Origin of the sequence: Nocardia sp. NPDC049526 (assembly GCF_044465765.1) — a bacterium.
Taxonomy (GTDB): domain Bacteria; phylum Actinomycetota; class Actinomycetes; order Mycobacteriales; family Mycobacteriaceae; genus Nocardia.
Genome location: NZ_JBITMA010000007.1, coordinates 429,423 through 448,643, shown reverse-complemented (window position 1 = coordinate 448,643; position 19,221 = coordinate 429,423). Strand labels below are relative to the sequence as shown.

Here is a 19,221-nt window from a genome sequence, read left to right as displayed (position 1 = left end):
GGTGTACGGAATATAGTCTCGGTCCGCTTCCAGACGCAAGAACTTGCTTCAGAAGCAACGCTCCAAAACTAGCCTGAACGCCCCCAACGGGAACTACCAGTCGTCTTGCGGGCCCAACCCCGACCTCACCTAGATTGTTCAGGGAAACCTCTGTCGATTCCGGCATGCCGGTGGTACCGTCCAGACACATGTCCAGCTATGTGTCTCCCATTGATGACGCGACACCGGTCACCGATGAGAACTGGTTCTCGAATTCCGGGTTATCGCGATGACGGCCGCCTCACTGGAGCCCCTGACCTTCGACCCCTACGACTACGCGTTCCACGAGGACCCGTACCCCACCTACGAGCGGCTGCGCACCGAGGCGCCGCTCTACTACAACGCCGACCTGGATTTCTGGGCGCTGTCCCGGCACGCGGATGTGACCGCGGCCTTCCGCGACAGCGTCCGCCTGTCCAGCGCCAACGGGGTCTCGCTGGATCCGGCAGCCTGGGGTCCGCACGCCAGCCGGGTGATGTCGTTCCTGGCCATGGACGATCCGCGGCATATGCGCATGCGCCGCCTGGTCTACAAGGGCTTTACACCCAAGCGGGTGGCCGAGATGGAAGACCGGATCAGGGACCTGACGGTGTCCTACCTCGAACCGGCACTCGCGAGCGGCGAATTCGACTGGATCGATGAGGTCGCGGGCAAACTCCCGATGGATGTCATCTCCGAACTGATGGGTGTGCCCGAGGCCGACCGCGCGGAGATCCGCAGGCTGGCCGATCTGGTGGTGCACCGCGAGGACGGCGTCCTGGATGTCCCGATGGCCGCCGCGCAGGCATCGATCACGCTGCTCACCTATTACGCGGATATGGTCGCGGCGCGAAGGCGTACTCCGACAACGGATCTCACCTCGGCGCTGCTCGATGCCGAAATCGACGGCGATACCCTGTCCGACGAGGAGATCATCGGCTTCATGTTCCTGATGGTGGTGGCCGGCAACGAGACCACCACCAAACTCCTCGGCAACGCGCTGTACTGGAGTGCGCGCAACCCGTGCGAATACGCCAAGGTCGTCGCGGAACCCGAGCTGGTCACCGACTGGGTCGAGGAGACGCTGCGCTACGACACCTCCAGCCAGATGGTCGCGCGCTGTGCCGCGGTGGATATCGACCAGCACGGCCGCACCATCCCGAAGGGCGCAAAGGTGCTGTTGCTGATCGGTTCGGCCAATCGGGATCCGGAGGTCTTCGCCGACGGCGACAGCTACCGCATCGGGCGCACCGATAAGGCCGGACTCGCGAGTTTCGGTGCGGGCGTGCACTTCTGCCTCGGCGCGCACCTCGCCCGGCTGGAGGCCAACGTAGCGCTGCGCGAATTCGCTTCGCGCGTGCGGTCTTACGACATCGTCGACGCCGGGATCAAGCGCGTGCACTCGACCAATGTCCGCGGGTTCGCCAACCTGCCCGTCATCGTGGAGGCGAAATAATGCCACGGTTCGAACCGAATCCGGTGCGCCGACCGGCGATTGTGGCCGGAGCGTCCTCCGGTATCGGCGCGGCGACGGCCGAGGCGCTCGCCGAACTCGGACACCCTGTCGCGCTCGGCGCACGCCGGGTGGATCAATGCGAGGCGCTGGCGGCCAAGATCCGCGCCAATGGCGGCGAAGCCTTCGCCCACCAGCTCGATGTCACCGACGCGGCATCCGTCGACGATTTCGTCGCCGCGGCCGAAGACACCCTCGGGCCCACCGAAATCCTGGTCTCCGGTGCGGGCGATATCGAATTCTCGCTGGTGCACGAGATGGAACCGGATCGGTTCCTGCAGCAGGTGCAGGTGCATCTGGTCGGCGCGCACCGGTTGGTGCACCGGGTACTGCCGGGCATGATGCGAAGGCAGCGCGGCGATTTCGTCTTGATCAGCTCCGATTGCGCAGAGGAGCCACGCCCGCGCACCGGCGCCTACAGCGCTGCCAAAGCCGGGCTCGAGGCAATGGTCCAGCAGATGCGAATGGAGCTGGAGGGCAGCGGAGTTCGCGCGTCACTGGTGCGCCCGGGTCCGACGCTGACCGGCATGGGCATGAATTCCACTCCCGAGGTGGTCGGGCCGATGCTGGAGGACTGGAAGGCCTGGGGTTTCGCCCGTCACCCGTACATGCTGCGCGCCGGCGACCTGGCCGCCGCGGTCATCGCCGTGGTCTCCGCACCACGCGGGGCGCATCTCGTGTTGGTCGAGGTCCAGCCCGAGGCCCCGCTGCGTCCGTTACCGAATGCCGAGGACAGGAGCCGACCGTGAGGATCATCGCCGATCTGGATTTGTGTCAGGGGCACGCCGTTTGCCAGGACGAAGCGCCCTCGGCCTTCACCGTGCCCAAGCGCGGCAAGGTCGAAATCCTCGACCCGGCACCGGGTCCCGAAGCCCGCGCCGATATCGAGCGCGCGGTGCGCTACTGCCCCACCCAAGCGCTATCGATCCGTGAGGATCCTGGGGGATTGCAGCCGGCCGAGCAGGCGAACACAGCCGCGAAAGGAACACGGTAATGCCAGATTTCGACCGCGCCGAACTCGACGAGATGGTCCGGCGCTGGGTGCTCGAGAACCAGCGCTGCGAGGAAAAGGGCGACTGGAAGCCGCTCGCCGAGATGTACACCGAGGACGCCACCTACGGCTGGAATTACGGCCCGACCCAGGAATTCATGGCAGTGGGGCGGGCCGAGATCCGGGAACTCGCACTCGGTCAGGAGATGGAGGGGCTGGAGGGCTGGTCCTATCCGTACCAACAGTTCGTCATCGATGAGCGCAGCGGCGATGTCATCGGCTTCTGGAAGCAGATCAGCGATAACAAGCGATCCGACGGCCGCAACTACAGTCCGGAGGGCATCGGCGGCAGCTGGTTCCGCTACGGCGGTAACTACCAATGGTCCTGGCAGCGTGACTTTTTCGACTTCGGCAATGTCTCGCAGTTGTTCGTGGAGATGATCCAGAACAATGCGCTGACCGCGGGTATGCAGAAGCGCATCCAACGGTCGGTCTCCGGAAAGACGCTGCCGGGCTGGTATCGGATCGGCGAAGCACCGGTTCCACTGTGGTGATTTCGAGCTTCGACCGGTTGTCGCGGGCCCAGCTGGCGACGCTGGTGCCCGAGCTGCTGCTGTGCGGTCATCTGATCGACCGGTCCGGAATGGCACACTCCATCGGCGCATTCGGCCGCGAGGGCATGGCGGCGGTCGCCATCGAAGAGTGGCAGCTGGCCAGTCCGGTCTATACCCGCCGCATGCGCCGCGCACTCGATTTCGAGGGCGATGACGTGCCGACGATCTTCAAGGGCCTGCAACTCGATATCGGTGCGCCGCCGCAATTCATGGACTTCCGTTTCCGCGTCGACGATCGCGATCACGGCGAGTTCTGGCTGGACCACTGTGGCGCGCTGGCGGATGTGGAGCCACTCGGCGAGGAGTTCGTGGTGTCCATGTGCCACGACATCGAGGATCCGACCTTCGACGCGACCGCCCTCGCGACAAATCCGCACGCTCAGGTCCGGCCGATCCACCGGCCGCCGCGTCATCCGGCGGACCGAGAGCCGGTGTGCGCGTGGACCGTCATCATCGACCCGGCACATATCCCACCGCCGACACCGCCGAATGCCGAGGTGGTGGCCAACTCCCGAGCCGCCCTGCTGGAACTGTCCCCCATCGATAAGGACGATCCCGGCCAAAGCGATTACGCCGGTCCGCTGCTCAGTGATCTGCGCTTCGCCGACTTCTCCAAATCTGCGCTGGTGCGCATGGCCGACGAGGTCTGCCTGCAACACCATCTGCTCACCATCGGCTTCATGACCGCCGTGCGTGCTCGGTCCGCCGACACCGCAACCGATATCGGCCGCAAACAATTCACCGGCATCGCCGGACTCACCTCCGAGCGGATCCGCAACGCACTCGGGCTCGGCGACGATCCGGCCGCACTGGCCGAGGTATTGCTACTGCATCCGGCATGGAATCCCGTGTCGTACGCCGGCATCGACGTATTCGTTACCGACGATTCGGTGCGACTGCGGGTGCCGTGGCACAGCGATGCCAACACCGACCGCACCTGGCCGTCGATGATCGATCCCGAGCATCTTGCACCGCTAGCGGCAATGGCCCGCGGCGTGAATCCACGGTTCGACGTGCACTCGACCACCTCCGATGAGCACGGCTGGATCGCCGAAATCGCCCTCGCCGCAGCGCCGTTCAAGGAGGCGACCGAGGTGGCGATCACCCGGATCAGCACCGGCGCCGCCTTCACCTTCACCGACCGCGGCATCCCGCTGCCGCTCACCGTCATTCGCTGAGAGTGAATTGCCATGTCCCACAACTTCGCGGACCTCTTCGAGCATGCGGTCGACGCGATACCGGAGCGCACCGCGCTGATCGAGGGCGATCTCGCACTCACCCTCGCCGAACTCGACGCCCGCGCGAATCGCCTCGCCGACCATCTCGGCTCGATCGGCGTCGGCCCCGGTACGCACGTGGGTTTCCAGATGCACAACGGCATCGAAACCATGACCACCCTCATTGCCTGCTTCAAGCTGCGGGCAGTCCCGATCAATATCAACTATCGGTACGGCGCCGAAGAACTGCGCTATCTCTACGACAACGCCGACCTCGAAGTGCTTGTGTGCCATGAGAAATACGCAGACACGGCATTGGAAGCACTCGCCGACACGCCGTCGATCCGCGTGCTGATCGTCGACGACCGGCCGCCCGCTCCAATTCCCACCGACACCATCAACCCGGCAAACCTGTCCGCTTCGTATGAGCAGGCCTTACTCTCGGGCTCCCCCGCCCGCCGTTCGATCGACCGCAGCCCCGACGACCTGTTCATGATGTACACCGGCGGCACCACCGGCCGGCCCAAGGGCGTCATGTGGCGGCAAGAGGATATGTGGCGGGTACTCGGCGGCGGTATCGACTTCTACACGAACGAACCGGTTTCCGACGAATACCAACAGTCCCGTGTCGGCGCACAGGGCGAACCGAGCACCTGGTTCGTCCTCCCACCGCTCATCCACGCCGCCGCGATGATGCCGTCGTTCACCGCCCTGTGGTCCGGCAATGCCGTGATCTTCGAGCCCAAATTCGATGCGCAGCGGGTGTGGCAGGTGGTCGAACAACATCGCCCGCAAATCATGGTGATCACCGGCGATGCCATGGCCCGTCCGCTGATCGATGCCTACCGCGCCGCCCCGGTGGACGCATCCTCGCTCGTCGCCATCGGCTCGGGTGCCGCACTGCTGTCGCAACCGGTGAAAAACGCACTGCTGGAACTGTTTCCGTCGACCGTCGTCTCCGATTCCATCGGCTCCTCCGAAACCGGTTTCGGCGGCATCGGTTTCGCACAGAAGGACGACAACCCCGGCCGCGGTCCGCGCGTGCAGAGCGGGCGCGGCGCGATCGTGGTCGACGATGCGGGACGGCAGGTCGAACCCGGTTCCGAGGGCTGGCTGGCCAAGACCGGTGCGGTGCCGATCGGCTACTACAAGGATCCGGAGAAAACCGAGCGGCTGTTCAAGACGGTCGACGGCGCCCGGATCGTGGTGACCGACGATCGCGCAAGGGTCGAGCCGGACGGCTCGGTGACCCTGATCGGGCGCGGCAATATGGTCGTCAATACCGGCGGCGAGAAGGTCTTCGTCGAAGAGGTCGAGAGTGTGGTGAAGGCGCACGAGGCCGTCTACGACGCGGTGGTGATCGGGGTGCCGCACGAGCGCTGGGGCCAGCAGGTGGCGGCGGTCGTATCGGTCGCGGGCGCCGGACCGGTGGATTTCGGCGCGCTCGAGCGCCATGTGCGCGAACATCTCGCGGGGTACAAGGTGCCCAAGCAGATCTGGCTGGCCGACGTCGTCACGCGGGCCCCGAGCGGAAAGCCCGATTACCGCTGGGCGCGGGAGTTCGCGGCGGGCCGCGCACCGGATCATCAGGCGGATTGACCATGTCTCGGCATGCATTCGACCAGGTCATCCCTATCAAGCCCCTGACAGCCGGGACAAGAACGTGTTCTAATTCGGGGGCATCTGCCGTCAGCACGGAGAAGGTCCGATGAATACAACCGAAGCCAAGAAGGATTCCGCCCCGGCACTGCCCGCCCGGATCACCGAAGCGCTGATCGGCAGGCTGACCGGAATGGTCGCGGCCTCCGGCACCGCCGATCCGTATTCGATGGTCGAGGTCTACACCGGCGCCGCGGTCGGTGAACTACCGCAGTCGACGCCCGAGGACGTCGCCGCCGCTTATGCGACCGCCCGGGCGGCCCAGCAGGAATGGGCCGCCTGGCCGCTGCAGCGCAGGCTCGAGGTCTTCGCACGCGCACACGACCTGATCCTCGCCGAATACGAAACCATCGCCGACCTGATCCAGATCGGCTGCGGTAAGACCCGCCGCATGGCCTTCGAGGAATCCTGCGATGTGCCGATGGTCATCAGCCACTACCTCAAGACCGCACGCCGGGTGCTGAAGCCCAAGCGGCGCGGTGGCCCGGTCCCGCTGATCACCACCTCGACCGAGGAGCATCGCCCCAAGGGCGTAGTCGCGGTCATCGCGCCATGGAACTTCCCGTTCGCCATCGCGCTGTCGGATTCGATGCCCGCGCTGATCGCGGGCAATGGCGTCGTACTCAAGCCCGATAACAAGACCGCGCTCTGCGCGCTGTTCGGGGTGGAGCTGCTGTACAGGGCGGGTCTGCCGAAGGGGCTTTTCCAGGTCGTCTGCGGTACGGGCCCCGATGTGGGGCCGACGTTGATCGACAATGCCGACTTCGTCATGTTCACCGGCTCGACCGCGACCGGGCGGGTGGTCGGCGAAGGCGCGGGCCGCAATCTGATCGGCTGCAGCCTCGAACTCGGCGGCAAGAATCCGATGATCGTGCTGGACGATGCGAATCTCGACGAGGTGATTCCCGGTGCGTCATTCGCGGTCTTCGCGAATTCGGGCCAGGCCTGTATGCACATCGAGCGGATCTATGTGCAGGACAGGTTGTACGACGAGTTCGTGCGCCGATTGGTCACGGCGGCAGACGAATTGAACGCCGAGATCGGCGCGGCCTACGACTTCACACCGGAATTCGGTTCGCTGGTCTCGGTGCAGCATATGGAGCGGGTCGCGGCGCATGTCGAGGACGCGCGCGCGAAGGGCGCGACGGTGCTGACCGGTGGCAAGGGACGACCGGATATCGGCCCGGCATTCTATGAACCCACCGTGCTCACCGATGTCACCCCCGAGATGACGCACGCGACCGCGGAAACCTTCGGTCCGGTGGTGAGCGTCTACCGGTTCACCGACGAGCAGGAGGCCATCCGGCTCGCCAACGACACCACCTACGGCCTGAACGCCAGCGTGTGGAGCCGAGACCTGGCCCGCGCCAACCGAATCGGCGCCCAGCTCGAGGCCGGGAATATCAATATCAACGACGGTTTCGTGACCACCTACGCCGCCAAAGGCACCCCGTCCGGCGGCGTCAAACAATCCGGCGTCGGCACCAGGCACGGCGATCAGGGCCTGCTCAAATACACCGACACCGTGAATATCGGCGTGCAGAAGCGCCAGGTGATGGCCGCCCGCGCGGGCCTGCCCTACGAGAAACAGCTGAAGACCACGCTGACGACGCTACGGCTCATGCGCCGGCTGAGGCTGCGCTGAAACACTTTTCACTCCAGGAGGTAGCTATGGCAGCGCCCGTGTTCCCCGCAGGCTTCGATTTCACCGATCCCGGGCTGTGGGAAAACCGCATGCCGGTCGAGGAATTCGCGACCCTGCGCCGCACCGCACCGGTGTGGTGGTGCGCGCAGCCGGATGCGACCTCGGGCGGCTTCCGCGACGGCGGGTACTGGGTGGTCAGCAAATACGAAGACGTGAAGGAAATTTCGCGCAGCCCGGAGATCTATTCCTCCGCGCAGAAGGGCGCGATCATCCGGCTGCCCGACGATGTCACGCCGGAACAGATCGAACTCACCGGTGCAATGCTGATCAATATGGATGCGCCGAAGCATGCCAAGACCCGCCGGATCGTCTCCAAGGGATTCACCCCGCGTGCGGTGGAAGGCCTACGCGCCGCACTCACCGAACGCGCGGCGCGAATCGTGCACGAGGCCAAGCGGACCGGCGGCGGCGATTTCGTTCAGCAGGTGGCCTGCGAACTGCCGCTGCAGGCCATCGCGGAACTGCTCGGCGTGCCGAACGACGACCGCCACAAGCTGTTCGAATGGTCCAACCAGACGCTGAACTACGACGATCCGGAGTACGGCGACGCGACCGCCGCCTTCACCGAAATCCTCGGCTACGCCTGGAATATGGCTGAACAGCGGCGCGCCTGTCCGGTCGACGACATCGTCAGTCAATTGGTGCACGCCGATGTCGACGGCGAGGCGCTCGGTTCGGACGAATTCGGATTCTTCGTCATCCTGCTCGCCATCGCGGGCAATGAGACCACCCGCAATGCCATCACGCACGGCATGAAGGCCTTCGTGGACCATCCGGACCAGTGGGAGCTGTATCGAGAGCAGCGACCGCGCACCGCACCCGACGAGATCGTCCGGTGGGCGACCCCGGTGAATGCCTTCCAGCGCACCGCGGCCCAGGACACCGAACTCGGCGGGCAGCAGATCGAGCAGGGTCAGCGGCTGGGAATCTTCTACAGTTCGGCCAACTTCGACGAGGACGCCTTCGAAAATCCGTTCACCTTCGATGTACTGCGCGATCCCAATCCGCACGTCGCATTCGGCGGCACCGGTGCGCATTATTGCGTCGGGGCGAATTTGGCGCGACTGGAGATCGACCTGATGTTCAATGCGATCGCCGACGTCATGCCCCAGATCAGCCAGGTCGCCGATCCGGTACGGTTGCGATCGGGGTGGATCAACGGAATCAAGAACTGGCAGGTGCGATACGAATGAATATCCGCAACATTCCCCTACGTACCCTCTCCGGCGACCCGGCAACACTGGGCGAATTGGTCGGAGATAAGGCGGTACTGCTGGTCAATGTGGCCTCCAAGTGTGGGCTGACGCCGCAGTACACCGGACTCGTCGAACTTCAGAAAACCTATGGCGACCGTGGTTTCAGCGTGGTCGGCGTGCCGTGTAACCAGTTCATGGGCCAGGAGCCGGGTACCGCCGAGGAGATCGCGGAATTCTGCTCGACCACCTATGGCGTCGATTTTCCGCTGCTGGAGAAGACCGATGTCAACGGCGACCAGCGGCATCCGCTCTACCAGGCGCTGGTGGAGACCTCGGATGCCGAGGGCACGGCCGGTGATATCCAATGGAACTTCGAGAAATTCCTGATCGATCGCGAGGGTGCGGTGGTGGGCCGGTTCCGGCCGCGCACCACACCCGATGATGCGGTCGTCGTATCCGCCGTCGAATCGGTTCTTTGACATCCTCGCATTCGTGTACGAAGGCGATTCCTGCTAGACCGTAGCGGTCTGTCGGTGGGTTCCTGCTTCATCGCACGGTGCCGGAACGGGTTCCGGTCTTACCCGCACTCCACAGGCGTTTCGTCTCTCCGCCTGCCCGGCGGCGAGAATGTTGTCGGCGGCGTTGCGGTCCCGGTCGTGGACCGCACCGCACCGGCATGTCCACGTTCGCACCGACAGCGGCTTCGGCCCGTCGATCACCCCGCACCGAACATAGCTGCGACGACGGGAAGAACCGACCCACCCGGGCGAAGTACCGGTCGTAACGGCCGGCTTTCTCCTCCAACCGCCGAGTGAACATGCCCCACCCGGCATCGTGCACCGACTTCGCCAACCGGGTACGCGCCAAACCCTGGATACACAAGTCCTCGACGTACACCGCTTGGTTTTCGCGGATGATCGTCGTGGAGTGTTTGTGCGCCCAATCCCGGCGTGTATCAGCGACTTTCGCGTGCGCCTTCGCTACCCGCAGACGTGCCTTCGCCCTGTTGCGGCTGCCTTTCTGCTTCCGCGACAGCGCCTGTTGGGCCTTGCGGAGTCTGCGTTCGGCACGGTGGAAGAACTTCGGGGACTCGATCACCTTCCCGTCGGACATCACAGCAAATGTGGTCAGGCCCAAGTCGATACCGACCTCGCCCTCCGCCACCGGCAACGGCTCGCTGTCGGCCCGCACGACAAACGACGCGAAATAACGCCCAGCAGCATCAGGGACGATCGTGACCGACGACGGCACCGAGGGCAGTTTCCGCGACCACCGCACCGCGACATCACCGATCTTCGGCAACCGCAGCCTCCCGCCATCGGTGACCGCGAAGCGGGCGTTGGCGGTGAACCGGATCGCCTGCCGATGATCCTTGCGAGACCTGTATCGGGGCGGGGAAACCTTGCGGCCCTTGCGTTTCCCGCTGACTGAGGCGAAGAAGTTGCGGTAGGCGGCGTTCAGATCCGCCAGAGCTTGTTGCAACACCACCGCCGACACCTCACCCAACCACGCCCGCTCCGAAGTCTTCTTCATAGCAGTCAGGGTCCGCGACAGTGCGGCATCACTCACATACAGCTCTCCGGCGGCTCGCGCGTTCTGCCGCGCACGTAACGCATCGTTGAACACCACACGCGCGCACCCGAACGCCCGCGACAGCGCTTGCCGCTGGCCAGGTGTCGGGTAGACGCGAAAGGTGTACCGCAACTGCACATCTGCCACGGTACAGCTGGTTTGCGATGTCGAAACTGGTCAAGTCGTTGAAAGGCGTGTGGGCGGAGCAGTACACCACATTCTGGTCGCGATGCGAGCCGGAACTCGCCTGAACTCCGGCTCGCGCTGCCTGCTCACGCCATCGCGAAGCGCAGCAGGGCCTGCTTATCGCCCTGCTTGATCTTGCCCTTGCGATTGAGAACCTCGAGCTGCCAGCTTCCGCCGTTGCGGAACGCCTTGGCCACGGCATTGGCGTTATCCGTGCCGAGCAGCGACGGCCAGATATCGGCCACCTGCTGGGCGCTGCCGCCGGTCGCGTCGTAGACCTTGAAACTGATGTTGTTGGCCTTCTCGAACGATGAGCCCTTCTTGAATGCCGCGGCCACGAAAATGATCGCGTCGATGGCCTCGGGCACATTCGCGAAGGTGACGTGCACCGATTCGTCGTCGCCGGAGGCCGCGCCGGTCTGTTCGTCGCCGGTGTGCTGGACCGAACCGTTGCCGAGCGGGTCGAGGGAGTCGAGTCCGGCGAAACGCACCGGCTCGGCGCCTTGCATGAGGATGGCGATCAGATCCAGGTCCACACCGCGCTTGCGGCGCAATAATCCGACCGCGCCGCCGCTGGTACCTCCCGACGGGTCCCAGCTAACCCCGACCGTCAGCTTGGTGATGCCGTTGAGATCAGCGGCGCCATCTTCCTTTTTGAGCGTGATCATGTCTTCACCCTACAAGCGAATTCGCAAAGTCCATGGGCCCAGAATCTTCCTGCTCACGCCCTCGTAACTGGGCGTTTGCCTACACCTTTCGCCGCCTGCGGTAGCGCACCGCGCAAGGCTGTTGCAACTGCACCACCATCTTGCTGTGGTCGTTGCGGTAGCTGTCGGATGGTTGTGCCATCTCGAATTCCCAGTCCCGCAGCAGTATCGAGAAAATCGCCTTGAGCTGCATGAGCGCGAAGGCCGCACCGACACAGCGATGCCTGCCCGCCCCGAAGGGGATCCAGGTCCAGCGGTTGACGATATCCGCCTGATTCGGATCGATATAGCGATTCGGGTCGAACGAATCCGGATTCGGGAAGTCCTCCGGAATCCGGTTGGAGATGGCCGGAGTCGCCGCGACGAGATCGCCCGGTGCGATGCGATGTCCGCACACCTCGAATTCGCCCTGCGCCACCCGCATCAGAATGATCAGCGGCGGATGCAGCCGCAGGGTCTCCTTGACCACCGCCTCCAGATTCGGAATCTGGCGCAGCGCACCGAAACTGATATCGGAACCGTCGGCGTACAGCTCGTCGAGTTCATCGACGACGCGACGCAATTCCGCCGGATGCCTGAGCAATTCGATGACCGACCACGCCGCGGTACCCGAAGTGGTGTGATGTCCCGCGAACATCATCGAGATGAACATCCCGGTGATTTCGCTCGCACTGAATCGCGGCCGACCCTGCTCGTCCTTGATCGAGATCAGGATGTCGAGCATGTCCTGATCTTCCTTGTTCGCGGGTGGATTCGCGGCGCGGCCGTCCATGATGCCCTGCACCAATTCGACCAGTTCGACGCGGGCGGCGTCGCGGCGCTGGAAGCTTTCGATCGGCGCGTAGGGATCCACATAGGCCAGTGCGTCGGTACCGCGCTCCAAATCGTGGTAGAGGTGTGCGAAGCGCTCGTCGAGCTCATCGCGGAAGCGCTTACCGATCAGGCAGGCCGATGAGGTGTAGATGGTCAGCTCGGCGAAGAAGTCGAGCAGGTCGATCTGGCCCTCGTCGCCCCAGTTCGCCAGCATGCGCTCGACCTCGCGCCCGATGGTCGCCGCATGCCCGCGCATTTGCTCCGCGCGCAACGCCTGGTTGTGCAGCATCTCCTTGCGCCGCTCCGGGCTGGCATCGAACACCACGCCCTCGCCGAAAATCGGCTTCATGAACGGATACGCGGCGGCCTGATCGAGATCCTCGTCGCCGGACCGGAAGAAGAACTCATTGGCCTCGGCGCCGGACAGCAGAATCACATGCCGCCCGGCGAGATCGAACGCCCCGACATCCCCGCATTCCGCCCGCACCCGTTGCATCAAAGCAAGTGGGTCGACGCGGAATTCCTCGAGATGCCCATGCTCGTGATCGCCTCCGGAAACCCGCAGCGGCTTGACCAGGGTCATGAAAATCCTCCTGGGATATCTGTCCACACACATGATGGACACGTGTCTGGACAGTACTACGACCGACGTGGGGCAGGCAAGGCTCAGCGCCCGACTTCGCCCTGCGCCTGGGAAAGCGTGCTGCCGCGACAGAAAGACCCGGCACTCGCAGTGCCGGGCCTCTTGTTCGTCGGTCCTACCGGCGATCGAACTCGCCGCAATCCACGCCCGCGGTGTCCCTAGCCAGTTCCCTTCGAGGAACGCGACCTCGGCACAATCCTTGCCACGCGATGCGCGGGAGCTGGGTGAACCAGCTCGAGCGCCGCCGCCTGGAGGCCGGATCAGCGGCGGAAGAGGTTGTTGAGATCGTTCTGGGTGAGTTGCTCGGCGGCGTATGTGAAGGTGCCTCGATCGGCCAATTCGTGTGCGGTATCGAGCAATTGGCGGTACATGGCGCGGAAGATGCTGCCGCCGACAGTGACTCGGCGTACGCCGAGCTCGCGCAGGTCATCGAGGGACAGTGCGTTGCCGGTCAAACCCATGACCACGTTGAGCGGGCCGTCGAGTTCGCGCACCAGTGTGCCGATGGTGGTTGCGTCGCCGGCACCCGGAACAAATGCACAGTCCGCGCCTGCTGCCAGATAGGCGTTCGCCCGTCGGATGCATTCTTCGAGCGAGATATCGACCAGAAGTCCGTCGGTGCGGCCGACCAGAACGAATGGCTCGCCGCTGGCGTCAATGGCGGCGCGGGCCGCGCGAATTCGGTCCGCGCACAACTCCAGGTCGTAGAGCGGTCGGGTGCTGTCGCCGGTGAAGTCTTCGATATTGCCGCCCGCGGCACCGGCGTCGAGCGCCGACGAGATCGTGGTCGCTACCGTCTCGGGTTTCTCGCCGTATCCCTCTTCGAGATCGGCACTGACCGGCACCCCAACCGCGTCGACGATCTCGCGAACCCGGCCCAGCATGGTCTCGCGATCGACCCGCCCGTCCTCGTGCTCAGCGAAGAAGTCGTGATCCGGACGTCCGAGGGAGAACGCGACACCGGCGCTGGTGGTGGCGACAGCGGGAAACCCGACCGATTCCAAGATCCGAGCACTGCCCGCATCCCATGCATTCGGGAGCAGAAAGCAGCCTTCCCGGTGCAGTCCGACGAACCGTTGCGCGCGTAGTCGCCGATCACTGTCCACTTCGTCTTCCTCCCTCTTCCCGTGTTCATTCGTCCACTGCGAAGGCCATCGAGGCAGCCGAACTTGTCAGCCCCCTTCGATACCATCACATAACACAAAAGGGGGTTGGTAGCCATGGTTATTCAGCGAATTCTCGAGCTGCCCCTCCGGCGACGGCGGGATGCGGCGTCCTGGTCCGCGGCCGATGAAACCGACGCTCGCCGCACGGCCGTGGTTCGCGACCTCCAGCGGATTCGTCGCGCTGACGAACGCAATCGGCCGCGGGAGCGCAACCCGTATGACCACACCGACAACTCGATCGCGGGCGGCTGCGCCGGCGGCTGAGATTCGGAACACGCCGAGACAACGGTCCGTGGCGCGTCCCTACCCAGCGGACCCAATTCGACGCGCCCGCATCGCCAGCGCTCCGCATCTCGCCGGCGACTTCGCAGCGGTTCCATCACCACGTGACCACCTGAACCCAACGGCGCAGCACCGCACGAGAATTGACCGCATCGCAATGGGTAGTGCTGCTGCGATCGTGCCGACATGCGGCAGCTTCCGGCCGCCGGGTTGGGCATAGACGATGTATGCCCAACCCGGTGGGAACTAGCCGACGGTCAGGACGGTGCCCGCACCGACAGTCCGTCCGCCCTCGCGGATGGCGAAGCCGAGGCCGGGCTCCAGCGGGACCGGGCGGCCCAATTCGACTGTCAGGTCGATGGTTTCGCCGGGGCGGGCGACCGCTGTGGTGGCGGGCAGGGTCACGTTGCCGACCACGTCACCGGTGCGCACGTAGAACTGTGGCCGGTAGCCGGTGGCGATCGGTGTGCGCCGACCGCCCTCCGCCGTACCCAGCAGGTACACGCGCGCGGTGAACCGGGTGTGTACCGCGATGCTGCCCGGTTCCGCCGCGACCTGACCCCGACGCACCTGACCGCGTTGCACGCCGCGCAGCAGCAATGCGACATTGTCGCCCGCTTCCGCGAACTCCATTGTCCGGCCGAAGGTTTCCACCCCGGTGACAACGGAGGTCAGCTCCTCCCCGCCGTAGAGCTGCACCCGATCGCCGAGCCGAATCCGGCCGCGCTCCACCGCACCGGTAATGACGGTGCCACGACCGGTAATGGTCAGGACGTTCTCCACCGGCAGCAGGAACGGCGCGTCGGTGTAGCGCACAGGTGTGGGCACATGGTTGTCCACGGCGTCCAGCAGGTCGAGGAGCGCGGCGGTCCACCGCGAATCCCCTTCCAGCGCACGCAAACCCGAAACCCGCACGACCGGCAATTCGGCACCCGGGTAGCCCTGTGCGCTGAGCAGCTCACGCACCTCGAGCTCGATCAGATCGAGCAGTTCCGGATCACCCGCGTCGGCCTTGTTGAGCGCGACCACGATGTGCTCCACCCCGACCTGACGCGCGAGCAGCACATGCTCGGCCGTCTGCGGCATGACGCCGTCCTGCGCCGAGACCACCAGGATCGCCCCGTCGAGCTGGGACGCGCCGGTGATCATGTTCTTCACGAAGTCGGCGTGTCCCGGCATATCGATGTGCGCGTAATGCCGTGTGGTGGTTTCGTATTCGACGTGCGCGATATTGATGGTTATCCCGCGCAACGCCTCCTCCGGCGCCCGGTCGATCCGCTCGAACGGCACGAAGCTACCGCCACCGCGCTCGGCGAGCACCTTGGTGATGGCAGCGGTCAACGTGGTCTTGCCGTGATCGACATGGCCCATGGTGCCGATATTGAGATGCGGCTTGGTCCGCACATACGTCTTCTTGGACATGACTTTCCCTGAGTAGGAAATGATTTCCGGCGATCTCGCCGTGGGACCTCTCTGCGACGGGCCACCTTCCCCGTCAGAGGTCCCGGGACATCCCGGGGAAGGTCAGCTTCGGGCGCCGTCGAAGTGCGCCGCAGCCACTGCTGCGGACGCTGCCAGGGCAGCCGCCATCGCGTCCGCGACCGCGGACTCCAGAGCGATGGTGTAGCCGAACATGCGCAGAACTGTACGGACCGAGCGGAACCGGGCGCGAGCCATTTTTCGCGCCCGGTTCGAGGGTCAGTTCAGCGGGGCCGAGCGCCACCAGCGCAGGACCTTGTCCTGAGCGCCCGCCAAACCGTCGGCGTACATGAGGAATTGGGCGCGCTTGCTGTCGCCGGTGAACGCGGTGACGATCTTCGGCCCGTCGTTGACGAACTTGTAGTTGGTGTAGGTCTTGCCGCCGTTGGTGTCGGTCGACTTGGTGGCGTCGGAAGGCAGGTTGCTCAGCGCCTTCTGCACATCGGAGGCGTTCTTGTAGACGTAGATCGTGTAGAACGGGTCGTCGTTGTCACCGCCGCCGTAGCAATCCCACTGCGCGGCCCAGGCGCCGAAGTCCGGCGTACCCGGCGTGGGCAGGGTCAGGTCGCCGGTCTTGTGGGCGTTGCATTTCGCGCCGTTGTAGCCGACCGAATCGGATTCGCTGGCGGGCACCATGCGCGGGAACTCTTTGCTGATCGCGGCCGCGGTCGCGTCCACCGAGCCGCCGCCGCCGTTGGAGGAACTCGACGAGGTCGTCGTGCTGCCGCCACCGGAGTTCGACGAACCACCGTTCGATACCACGCCGATGATCGCGAGCACGACCACCAACAGGATCACCAGACCGACGCACAGCGCGACGATCAGCCCGACATTCGATTTGCGCTGCGGCGGTGCGGGCGGTCGCGGCCCGTTCATCGGCGGCCGGGGCGCGAATCCGAGCGGCTGCTGGTTGTAGGGATTGCTCGGATGCGGTTGCTGTTGGGTCGGTGCGGTCTGCACCGGCTGCGGGCGTGGGGTGCCCTGCGAAGCGGGATTGACGGTCGTCGGCGCCAACGGCTGCGGCTGCACGGTGTGCGGTGCGCTCGTCTGCGGGTACGGGCCGCTGGTCTGCGGATACGGTCCGGCGGTCTGCGGGTACGGACCGTTCGTCACCGGATGCGGCGTACCGGTCACGGGCATCGGCTGCCCGGTGACCGGCCGGGGCGCACCAGTCACCGGAATCGCCGGTCCGGTACCCGGACGCGGGCCGACCACCGGCATCGCCGGGATACTCGGATTGGTGAATGCCTGCTTGGCGGCTTGCGCGAACTCCGAGCACGAGGCAAACCGGTCATCGGGTCGCTTGGCCATGGCCTTCGCCAGCACCCCGTCCAGTTGGAAGGGCAGTCCGGGACGGACGCTGCTCAATGCCGGGGGCGTGCCCTGCAGATGTCCCTGGATCACCGCCGCCGGATTGGTCGCGGCGAACGGACCGGATCCGGTGAACAACCAGAACAGCGAGCAGGCAAGCGAATACTGGTCCGAGCGATGATCGAGCGAAGCGCCGGTCAGCTGTTCGGGCGAGGCGTAGGCCAGAGTCGCGGTGAAGGTGCCGGTCTGGGTGAGATGGCCGGTGTCGTCGCGCAGCCGCGCGATACCGAAGTCGGTCAGGTAGACCCGCTCACCGCGCCCGCCGCCGGAGCGGGCCAGCAGGATATTCGCGGGCTTCACATCGCGGTGCAGTACGCCCATGCCGTGCGCGTAGTCGAGCGCGTCGGCGGTCTCCTTGATGATCTGGACCGCGCGCTCCGGCGGCAGCGACTTGGGATCGACCGATGCGGCATCGATGCCATCGATGTACTGCATCGAGATCCACAGCTGCTCGTCGTCGAGACCGCGGTCGTAGACGGTGACGATATTCGGGTGATCGAGCTGGGCGACCAGATCCGCCTCCCGCTCGAACCGCGCCCGCACCTCCTTATCGAAGAACATCTCCCGATTCAGCAGCTTCAGCGCCGTCATCCGCGGCAGTCGCGGATGTTTTGCCAGGTACACCGAACCCATGCCACCGCGACCCAATTGCCGATCGATGACATAACCGGCGAATACGTCACCGCTGGCCAGCATGTCTGCTCCACTTCCCGCCGCCCACCGGGACCCACCGATGAACGGGCGTACAGCATAAGAATGCGCGATCAGGACCTCCTGACCACGGAAAACATCGAAACCTTAGCAGGATTCGCTTAAGCCCTGGTTATCGTCGACTTACAGGTATCGCATGCGACATCGGATCGTTTGCGGCTATGGCGGAGGGCGCGGCGCTGGTCCGGGCGGCGTTCTGCCGGGGCGACGTGGGATATCGGGCAGGGCGATGGTGCCGGGTCGCGGCGAACGGCGTGGCGGCAGCGGCAGGCGCGGCTGGGACGTTCTCGGAGACTCGGGCGCGCTGCGGCTGGTCGGCTCGGTCGGCCGGGCGGTTCTGCTGCTGCCGACTCGCTCGGAAGTGTTGGGGGGCACCGCGTTTCCAGACGGCACCGCGTTTCCAGACGGCACCGCGTTTCCAGACGGCACCGGGTTTCGGGCCGAACCGGGATCGCGAGGAGGTTCGGTGCCGGGACGCGATTCGGGGCCCATGCCCATCGGCGGGCGATACGGACCGTTCGCTCGAGGCGAGTGCGGCGCGGACGACACCAGCGCCCGCCGAGCCGCCACGGCGAATTCGGTACAGCTGCCGAACCGGTCCGCGGGCCGTTTGGCCATGGCCCGCGCCAGCACCGCGTCCAGCGCGGGCGGCACGTCGGGGCGATACCGGCGCAGCGACGGTATCGCCCCATACAGATGCCCGTTGATGACGGCCATGGGATTCGCCCCTTGGAACGGCCCGACACCGGTCAGCATCCAGAACAGCGAGCAGGCCAGTGAATACTGGTCGGCCAGGTAGTCCGGCGTACCGGTCAGTTGTTCCGGCGCGGCGTATGCCAGTGTGGCGGTAATGGTTCCGGCCGAACTCAGCGTGGACTCGCCATCGCGCATGCCCGCGATGCCGAAGTCGGTGAGCAGCACCCGTTCCGGCTGCCCGATCGGCGCCTTGGCCAGCAGGATATTGGCCGGTTTGACATCGCGGTGCAGCACGCCGTTGCCGTGTGCGAAATCCAGGGCGGCCGCGGTATCGGCGACGATCTGCACCGCGCGACCCGGCGCGAGCACATTGACATCCGCGCAGGACGCATCCGCGCCCGGCACGAATTGCATCGAGATCCACAGCTGCTGATCCTCGGCGCCGCGGTCGTAGACGGTAACGATATTCGGATGGTCGAGCTGAGCGACCAGATCGGCCTCCCGCTCGAAGCGGCGCCGGATCTCGGCATCTGTATAGAGTTCGCGCTTCAACAATTTCAGCGCGGTCAGGCGCGGCAGGCGCGGATGCTGGGCCAGGTAGACGGTGCCCATACCACCCTGGCCGAGCACACGTTTGATCGTGTATCCAGCGAAAACATCGCCAGTTCGCAGCACAGTGGAT

The 19,221-nt window shown here is 65.2% G+C and carries 17 protein-coding genes and 1 pseudogene; 10 read left to right on the top strand and 8 right to left on the bottom strand.

Annotated features, from left to right (window positions below; genetic code table 11):
• The first annotated feature begins 268 nt into the window (after positions 1-268).
• The 9 genes from ACIBW7_RS24100 to ACIBW7_RS24060 all read left to right on the top strand — a co-directional run bounded on the left by ACIBW7_RS24100 (position 269) and on the right by ACIBW7_RS24060 (position 9,392).
• Positions 269-1,474, top strand: a complete 1,206-nt coding sequence (locus tag ACIBW7_RS24100; protein ID WP_397049800.1) for a cytochrome P450 — start codon at positions 269-271, stop codon at positions 1,472-1,474.
• Positions 1,474-2,280: an SDR family oxidoreductase gene (locus tag ACIBW7_RS24095; protein WP_397049798.1), complete on the top strand. Its 807-nt coding sequence runs from the start codon at positions 1,474-1,476 to the stop codon at positions 2,278-2,280. The genes ACIBW7_RS24100 and ACIBW7_RS24095 overlap by 1 nt, the downstream gene beginning before the upstream one ends.
• Positions 2,277-2,525 (top strand): ferredoxin, encoded by a 249-nt coding sequence (locus ACIBW7_RS24090; RefSeq protein WP_397049796.1) that lies wholly within the window; start codon positions 2,277-2,279, stop codon positions 2,523-2,525. The genes ACIBW7_RS24095 and ACIBW7_RS24090 overlap by 4 nt, the downstream gene beginning before the upstream one ends.
• Complete coding sequence (locus ACIBW7_RS24085) at positions 2,525-3,076, top strand: nuclear transport factor 2 family protein (RefSeq protein WP_397049794.1); 552 nt, start codon at positions 2,525-2,527, stop codon at positions 3,074-3,076. The genes ACIBW7_RS24090 and ACIBW7_RS24085 overlap by 1 nt, the downstream gene beginning before the upstream one ends.
• Complete coding sequence (locus tag ACIBW7_RS24080; protein WP_397049792.1) at positions 3,070-4,314, top strand: hypothetical protein; 1,245 nt, start codon at positions 3,070-3,072, stop codon at positions 4,312-4,314. Before ACIBW7_RS24085 ends, ACIBW7_RS24080 begins: the two co-directional genes overlap by 7 nt.
• 12 nt (positions 4,315-4,326) lie before the next feature.
• Positions 4,327-5,952 (top strand): acyl-CoA synthetase, encoded by a 1,626-nt coding sequence (locus ACIBW7_RS24075; RefSeq protein WP_397049790.1) that lies wholly within the window; start codon positions 4,327-4,329, stop codon positions 5,950-5,952.
• 109 nt (positions 5,953-6,061) lie between these two features.
• Positions 6,062-7,657: a succinic semialdehyde dehydrogenase gene (locus tag ACIBW7_RS24070; RefSeq protein WP_397049788.1), complete on the top strand. Its 1,596-nt coding sequence runs from the start codon at positions 6,062-6,064 to the stop codon at positions 7,655-7,657.
• Between the two features lie 26 nt (positions 7,658-7,683).
• The gene (locus ACIBW7_RS24065; protein WP_397049786.1) at positions 7,684-8,910 is read left to right on the top strand and encodes a cytochrome P450; all 1,227 of its coding nucleotides are present in this window, start codon (positions 7,684-7,686) and stop codon (positions 8,908-8,910) included.
• Positions 8,907-9,392, top strand: coding sequence for a glutathione peroxidase (locus ACIBW7_RS24060; protein ID WP_397049784.1), 486 nt, complete (start codon positions 8,907-8,909; stop codon positions 9,390-9,392). The genes ACIBW7_RS24065 and ACIBW7_RS24060 overlap by 4 nt, the downstream gene beginning before the upstream one ends.
• 33 nt (positions 9,393-9,425) lie before the next feature.
• On the opposite strand, the gene ACIBW7_RS24055 is transcribed toward ACIBW7_RS24060, so the two are convergent.
• The 5 genes and pseudogenes from ACIBW7_RS24055 to ACIBW7_RS24035 form a co-directional block, all read right to left on the bottom strand.
• A complete protein-coding gene (locus ACIBW7_RS24055; protein WP_397049986.1) occupies positions 9,426-9,746 on the bottom strand; it encodes a zinc ribbon domain-containing protein in 321 nt (106 codons plus the stop codon).
• Positions 9,682-10,623 (bottom strand): annotated as a pseudogene (locus tag ACIBW7_RS24050) (RNA-guided endonuclease InsQ/TnpB family protein); the annotation flags it as partial. The gene ACIBW7_RS24055 and the pseudogene ACIBW7_RS24050, both read right to left, overlap by 65 nt.
• Positions 10,624-10,757: 134 nt before the next feature.
• Entirely contained in the window at positions 10,758-11,339 is a 582-nt protein-coding gene (locus ACIBW7_RS24045; RefSeq protein ID WP_063045919.1) for a TerD family protein, read from the bottom strand.
• Between the two features lie 79 nt (positions 11,340-11,418).
• Positions 11,419-12,774, bottom strand: a complete 1,356-nt coding sequence (locus ACIBW7_RS24040; RefSeq protein ID WP_397049782.1) for a cytochrome P450 — start codon at positions 12,772-12,774, stop codon at positions 11,419-11,421.
• A 320-nt stretch (positions 12,775-13,094) separates the two neighbouring features.
• Positions 13,095-13,940, bottom strand: a complete 846-nt coding sequence (locus tag ACIBW7_RS24035) for an isocitrate lyase/phosphoenolpyruvate mutase family protein (RefSeq protein ID WP_397049780.1) — start codon at positions 13,938-13,940, stop codon at positions 13,095-13,097.
• Positions 13,941-14,054: 114 nt separating this feature from the next.
• On the opposite strand from ACIBW7_RS24035, the gene ACIBW7_RS24030 reads away from it, so the two are divergent.
• A complete protein-coding gene (locus ACIBW7_RS24030) occupies positions 14,055-14,264 on the top strand; it encodes a hypothetical protein (RefSeq protein ID WP_397049778.1) in 210 nt (69 codons plus the stop codon).
• A 264-nt stretch (positions 14,265-14,528) separates the two neighbouring features.
• Here the strand turns inward: ACIBW7_RS24030 and tuf are convergent, their stop codons facing one another.
• From tuf to ACIBW7_RS24015, 3 genes are all read right to left on the bottom strand, one after another.
• The gene (gene tuf / locus ACIBW7_RS24025; protein ID WP_397049776.1) at positions 14,529-15,704 is read right to left on the bottom strand and encodes an elongation factor Tu; all 1,176 of its coding nucleotides are present in this window, start codon (positions 15,702-15,704) and stop codon (positions 14,529-14,531) included.
• A 276-nt stretch (positions 15,705-15,980) separates the two neighbouring features.
• Entirely contained in the window at positions 15,981-17,828 is a 1,848-nt protein-coding gene (locus ACIBW7_RS24020; RefSeq protein WP_397049774.1) for a serine/threonine protein kinase, read from the bottom strand.
• 174 nt (positions 17,829-18,002) lie between these two features.
• Positions 18,003-19,169, bottom strand: a complete 1,167-nt coding sequence (locus tag ACIBW7_RS24015; RefSeq protein WP_397049772.1) for a protein kinase — start codon at positions 19,167-19,169, stop codon at positions 18,003-18,005.
• Positions 19,170-19,221 lie beyond the last annotated feature (52 nt).

Excerpts from the sequence above, each read along its gene's own strand:
- ACIBW7_RS24060 (WP_397049784.1), top strand. The coding sequence starts at position 8,907 with ATGAATATCCGCAACATTCCCCTACGTACCCTCTCCGGCGACCCGGCA.
- ACIBW7_RS24020 (WP_397049774.1), bottom strand. The coding sequence starts at position 17,828 with ATGCTGGCCAGCGGTGACGTATTCGCCGGTTATGTCATCGATCGGCAA.
- ACIBW7_RS24085 (WP_397049794.1), top strand. The coding sequence starts at position 2,525 with ATGCCAGATTTCGACCGCGCCGAACTCGACGAGATGGTCCGGCGCTGG.
- ACIBW7_RS24040 (WP_397049782.1), bottom strand. The coding sequence starts at position 12,774 with ATGACCCTGGTCAAGCCGCTGCGGGTTTCCGGAGGCGATCACGAGCAT.
- ACIBW7_RS24075 (WP_397049790.1), top strand. The coding sequence starts at position 4,327 with ATGTCCCACAACTTCGCGGACCTCTTCGAGCATGCGGTCGACGCGATA.
- ACIBW7_RS24045 (WP_063045919.1), bottom strand. The coding sequence starts at position 11,339 with ATGATCACGCTCAAAAAGGAAGATGGCGCCGCTGATCTCAACGGCATC.
- ACIBW7_RS24100 (WP_397049800.1), top strand. The coding sequence starts at position 269 with ATGACGGCCGCCTCACTGGAGCCCCTGACCTTCGACCCCTACGACTAC.
- ACIBW7_RS24055 (WP_397049986.1), bottom strand. The coding sequence starts at position 9,746 with ATGCCGGGTGGGGCATGTTCACTCGGCGGTTGGAGGAGAAAGCCGGCC.
- ACIBW7_RS24070 (WP_397049788.1), top strand. The coding sequence starts at position 6,062 with ATGAATACAACCGAAGCCAAGAAGGATTCCGCCCCGGCACTGCCCGCC.
- ACIBW7_RS24095 (WP_397049798.1), top strand. The coding sequence starts at position 1,474 with ATGCCACGGTTCGAACCGAATCCGGTGCGCCGACCGGCGATTGTGGCC.
- tuf (WP_397049776.1), bottom strand. The coding sequence starts at position 15,704 with ATGTCCAAGAAGACGTATGTGCGGACCAAGCCGCATCTCAATATCGGC.
- ACIBW7_RS24065 (WP_397049786.1), top strand. The coding sequence starts at position 7,684 with ATGGCAGCGCCCGTGTTCCCCGCAGGCTTCGATTTCACCGATCCCGGG.
- ACIBW7_RS24030 (WP_397049778.1), top strand. The coding sequence starts at position 14,055 with ATGGTTATTCAGCGAATTCTCGAGCTGCCCCTCCGGCGACGGCGGGAT.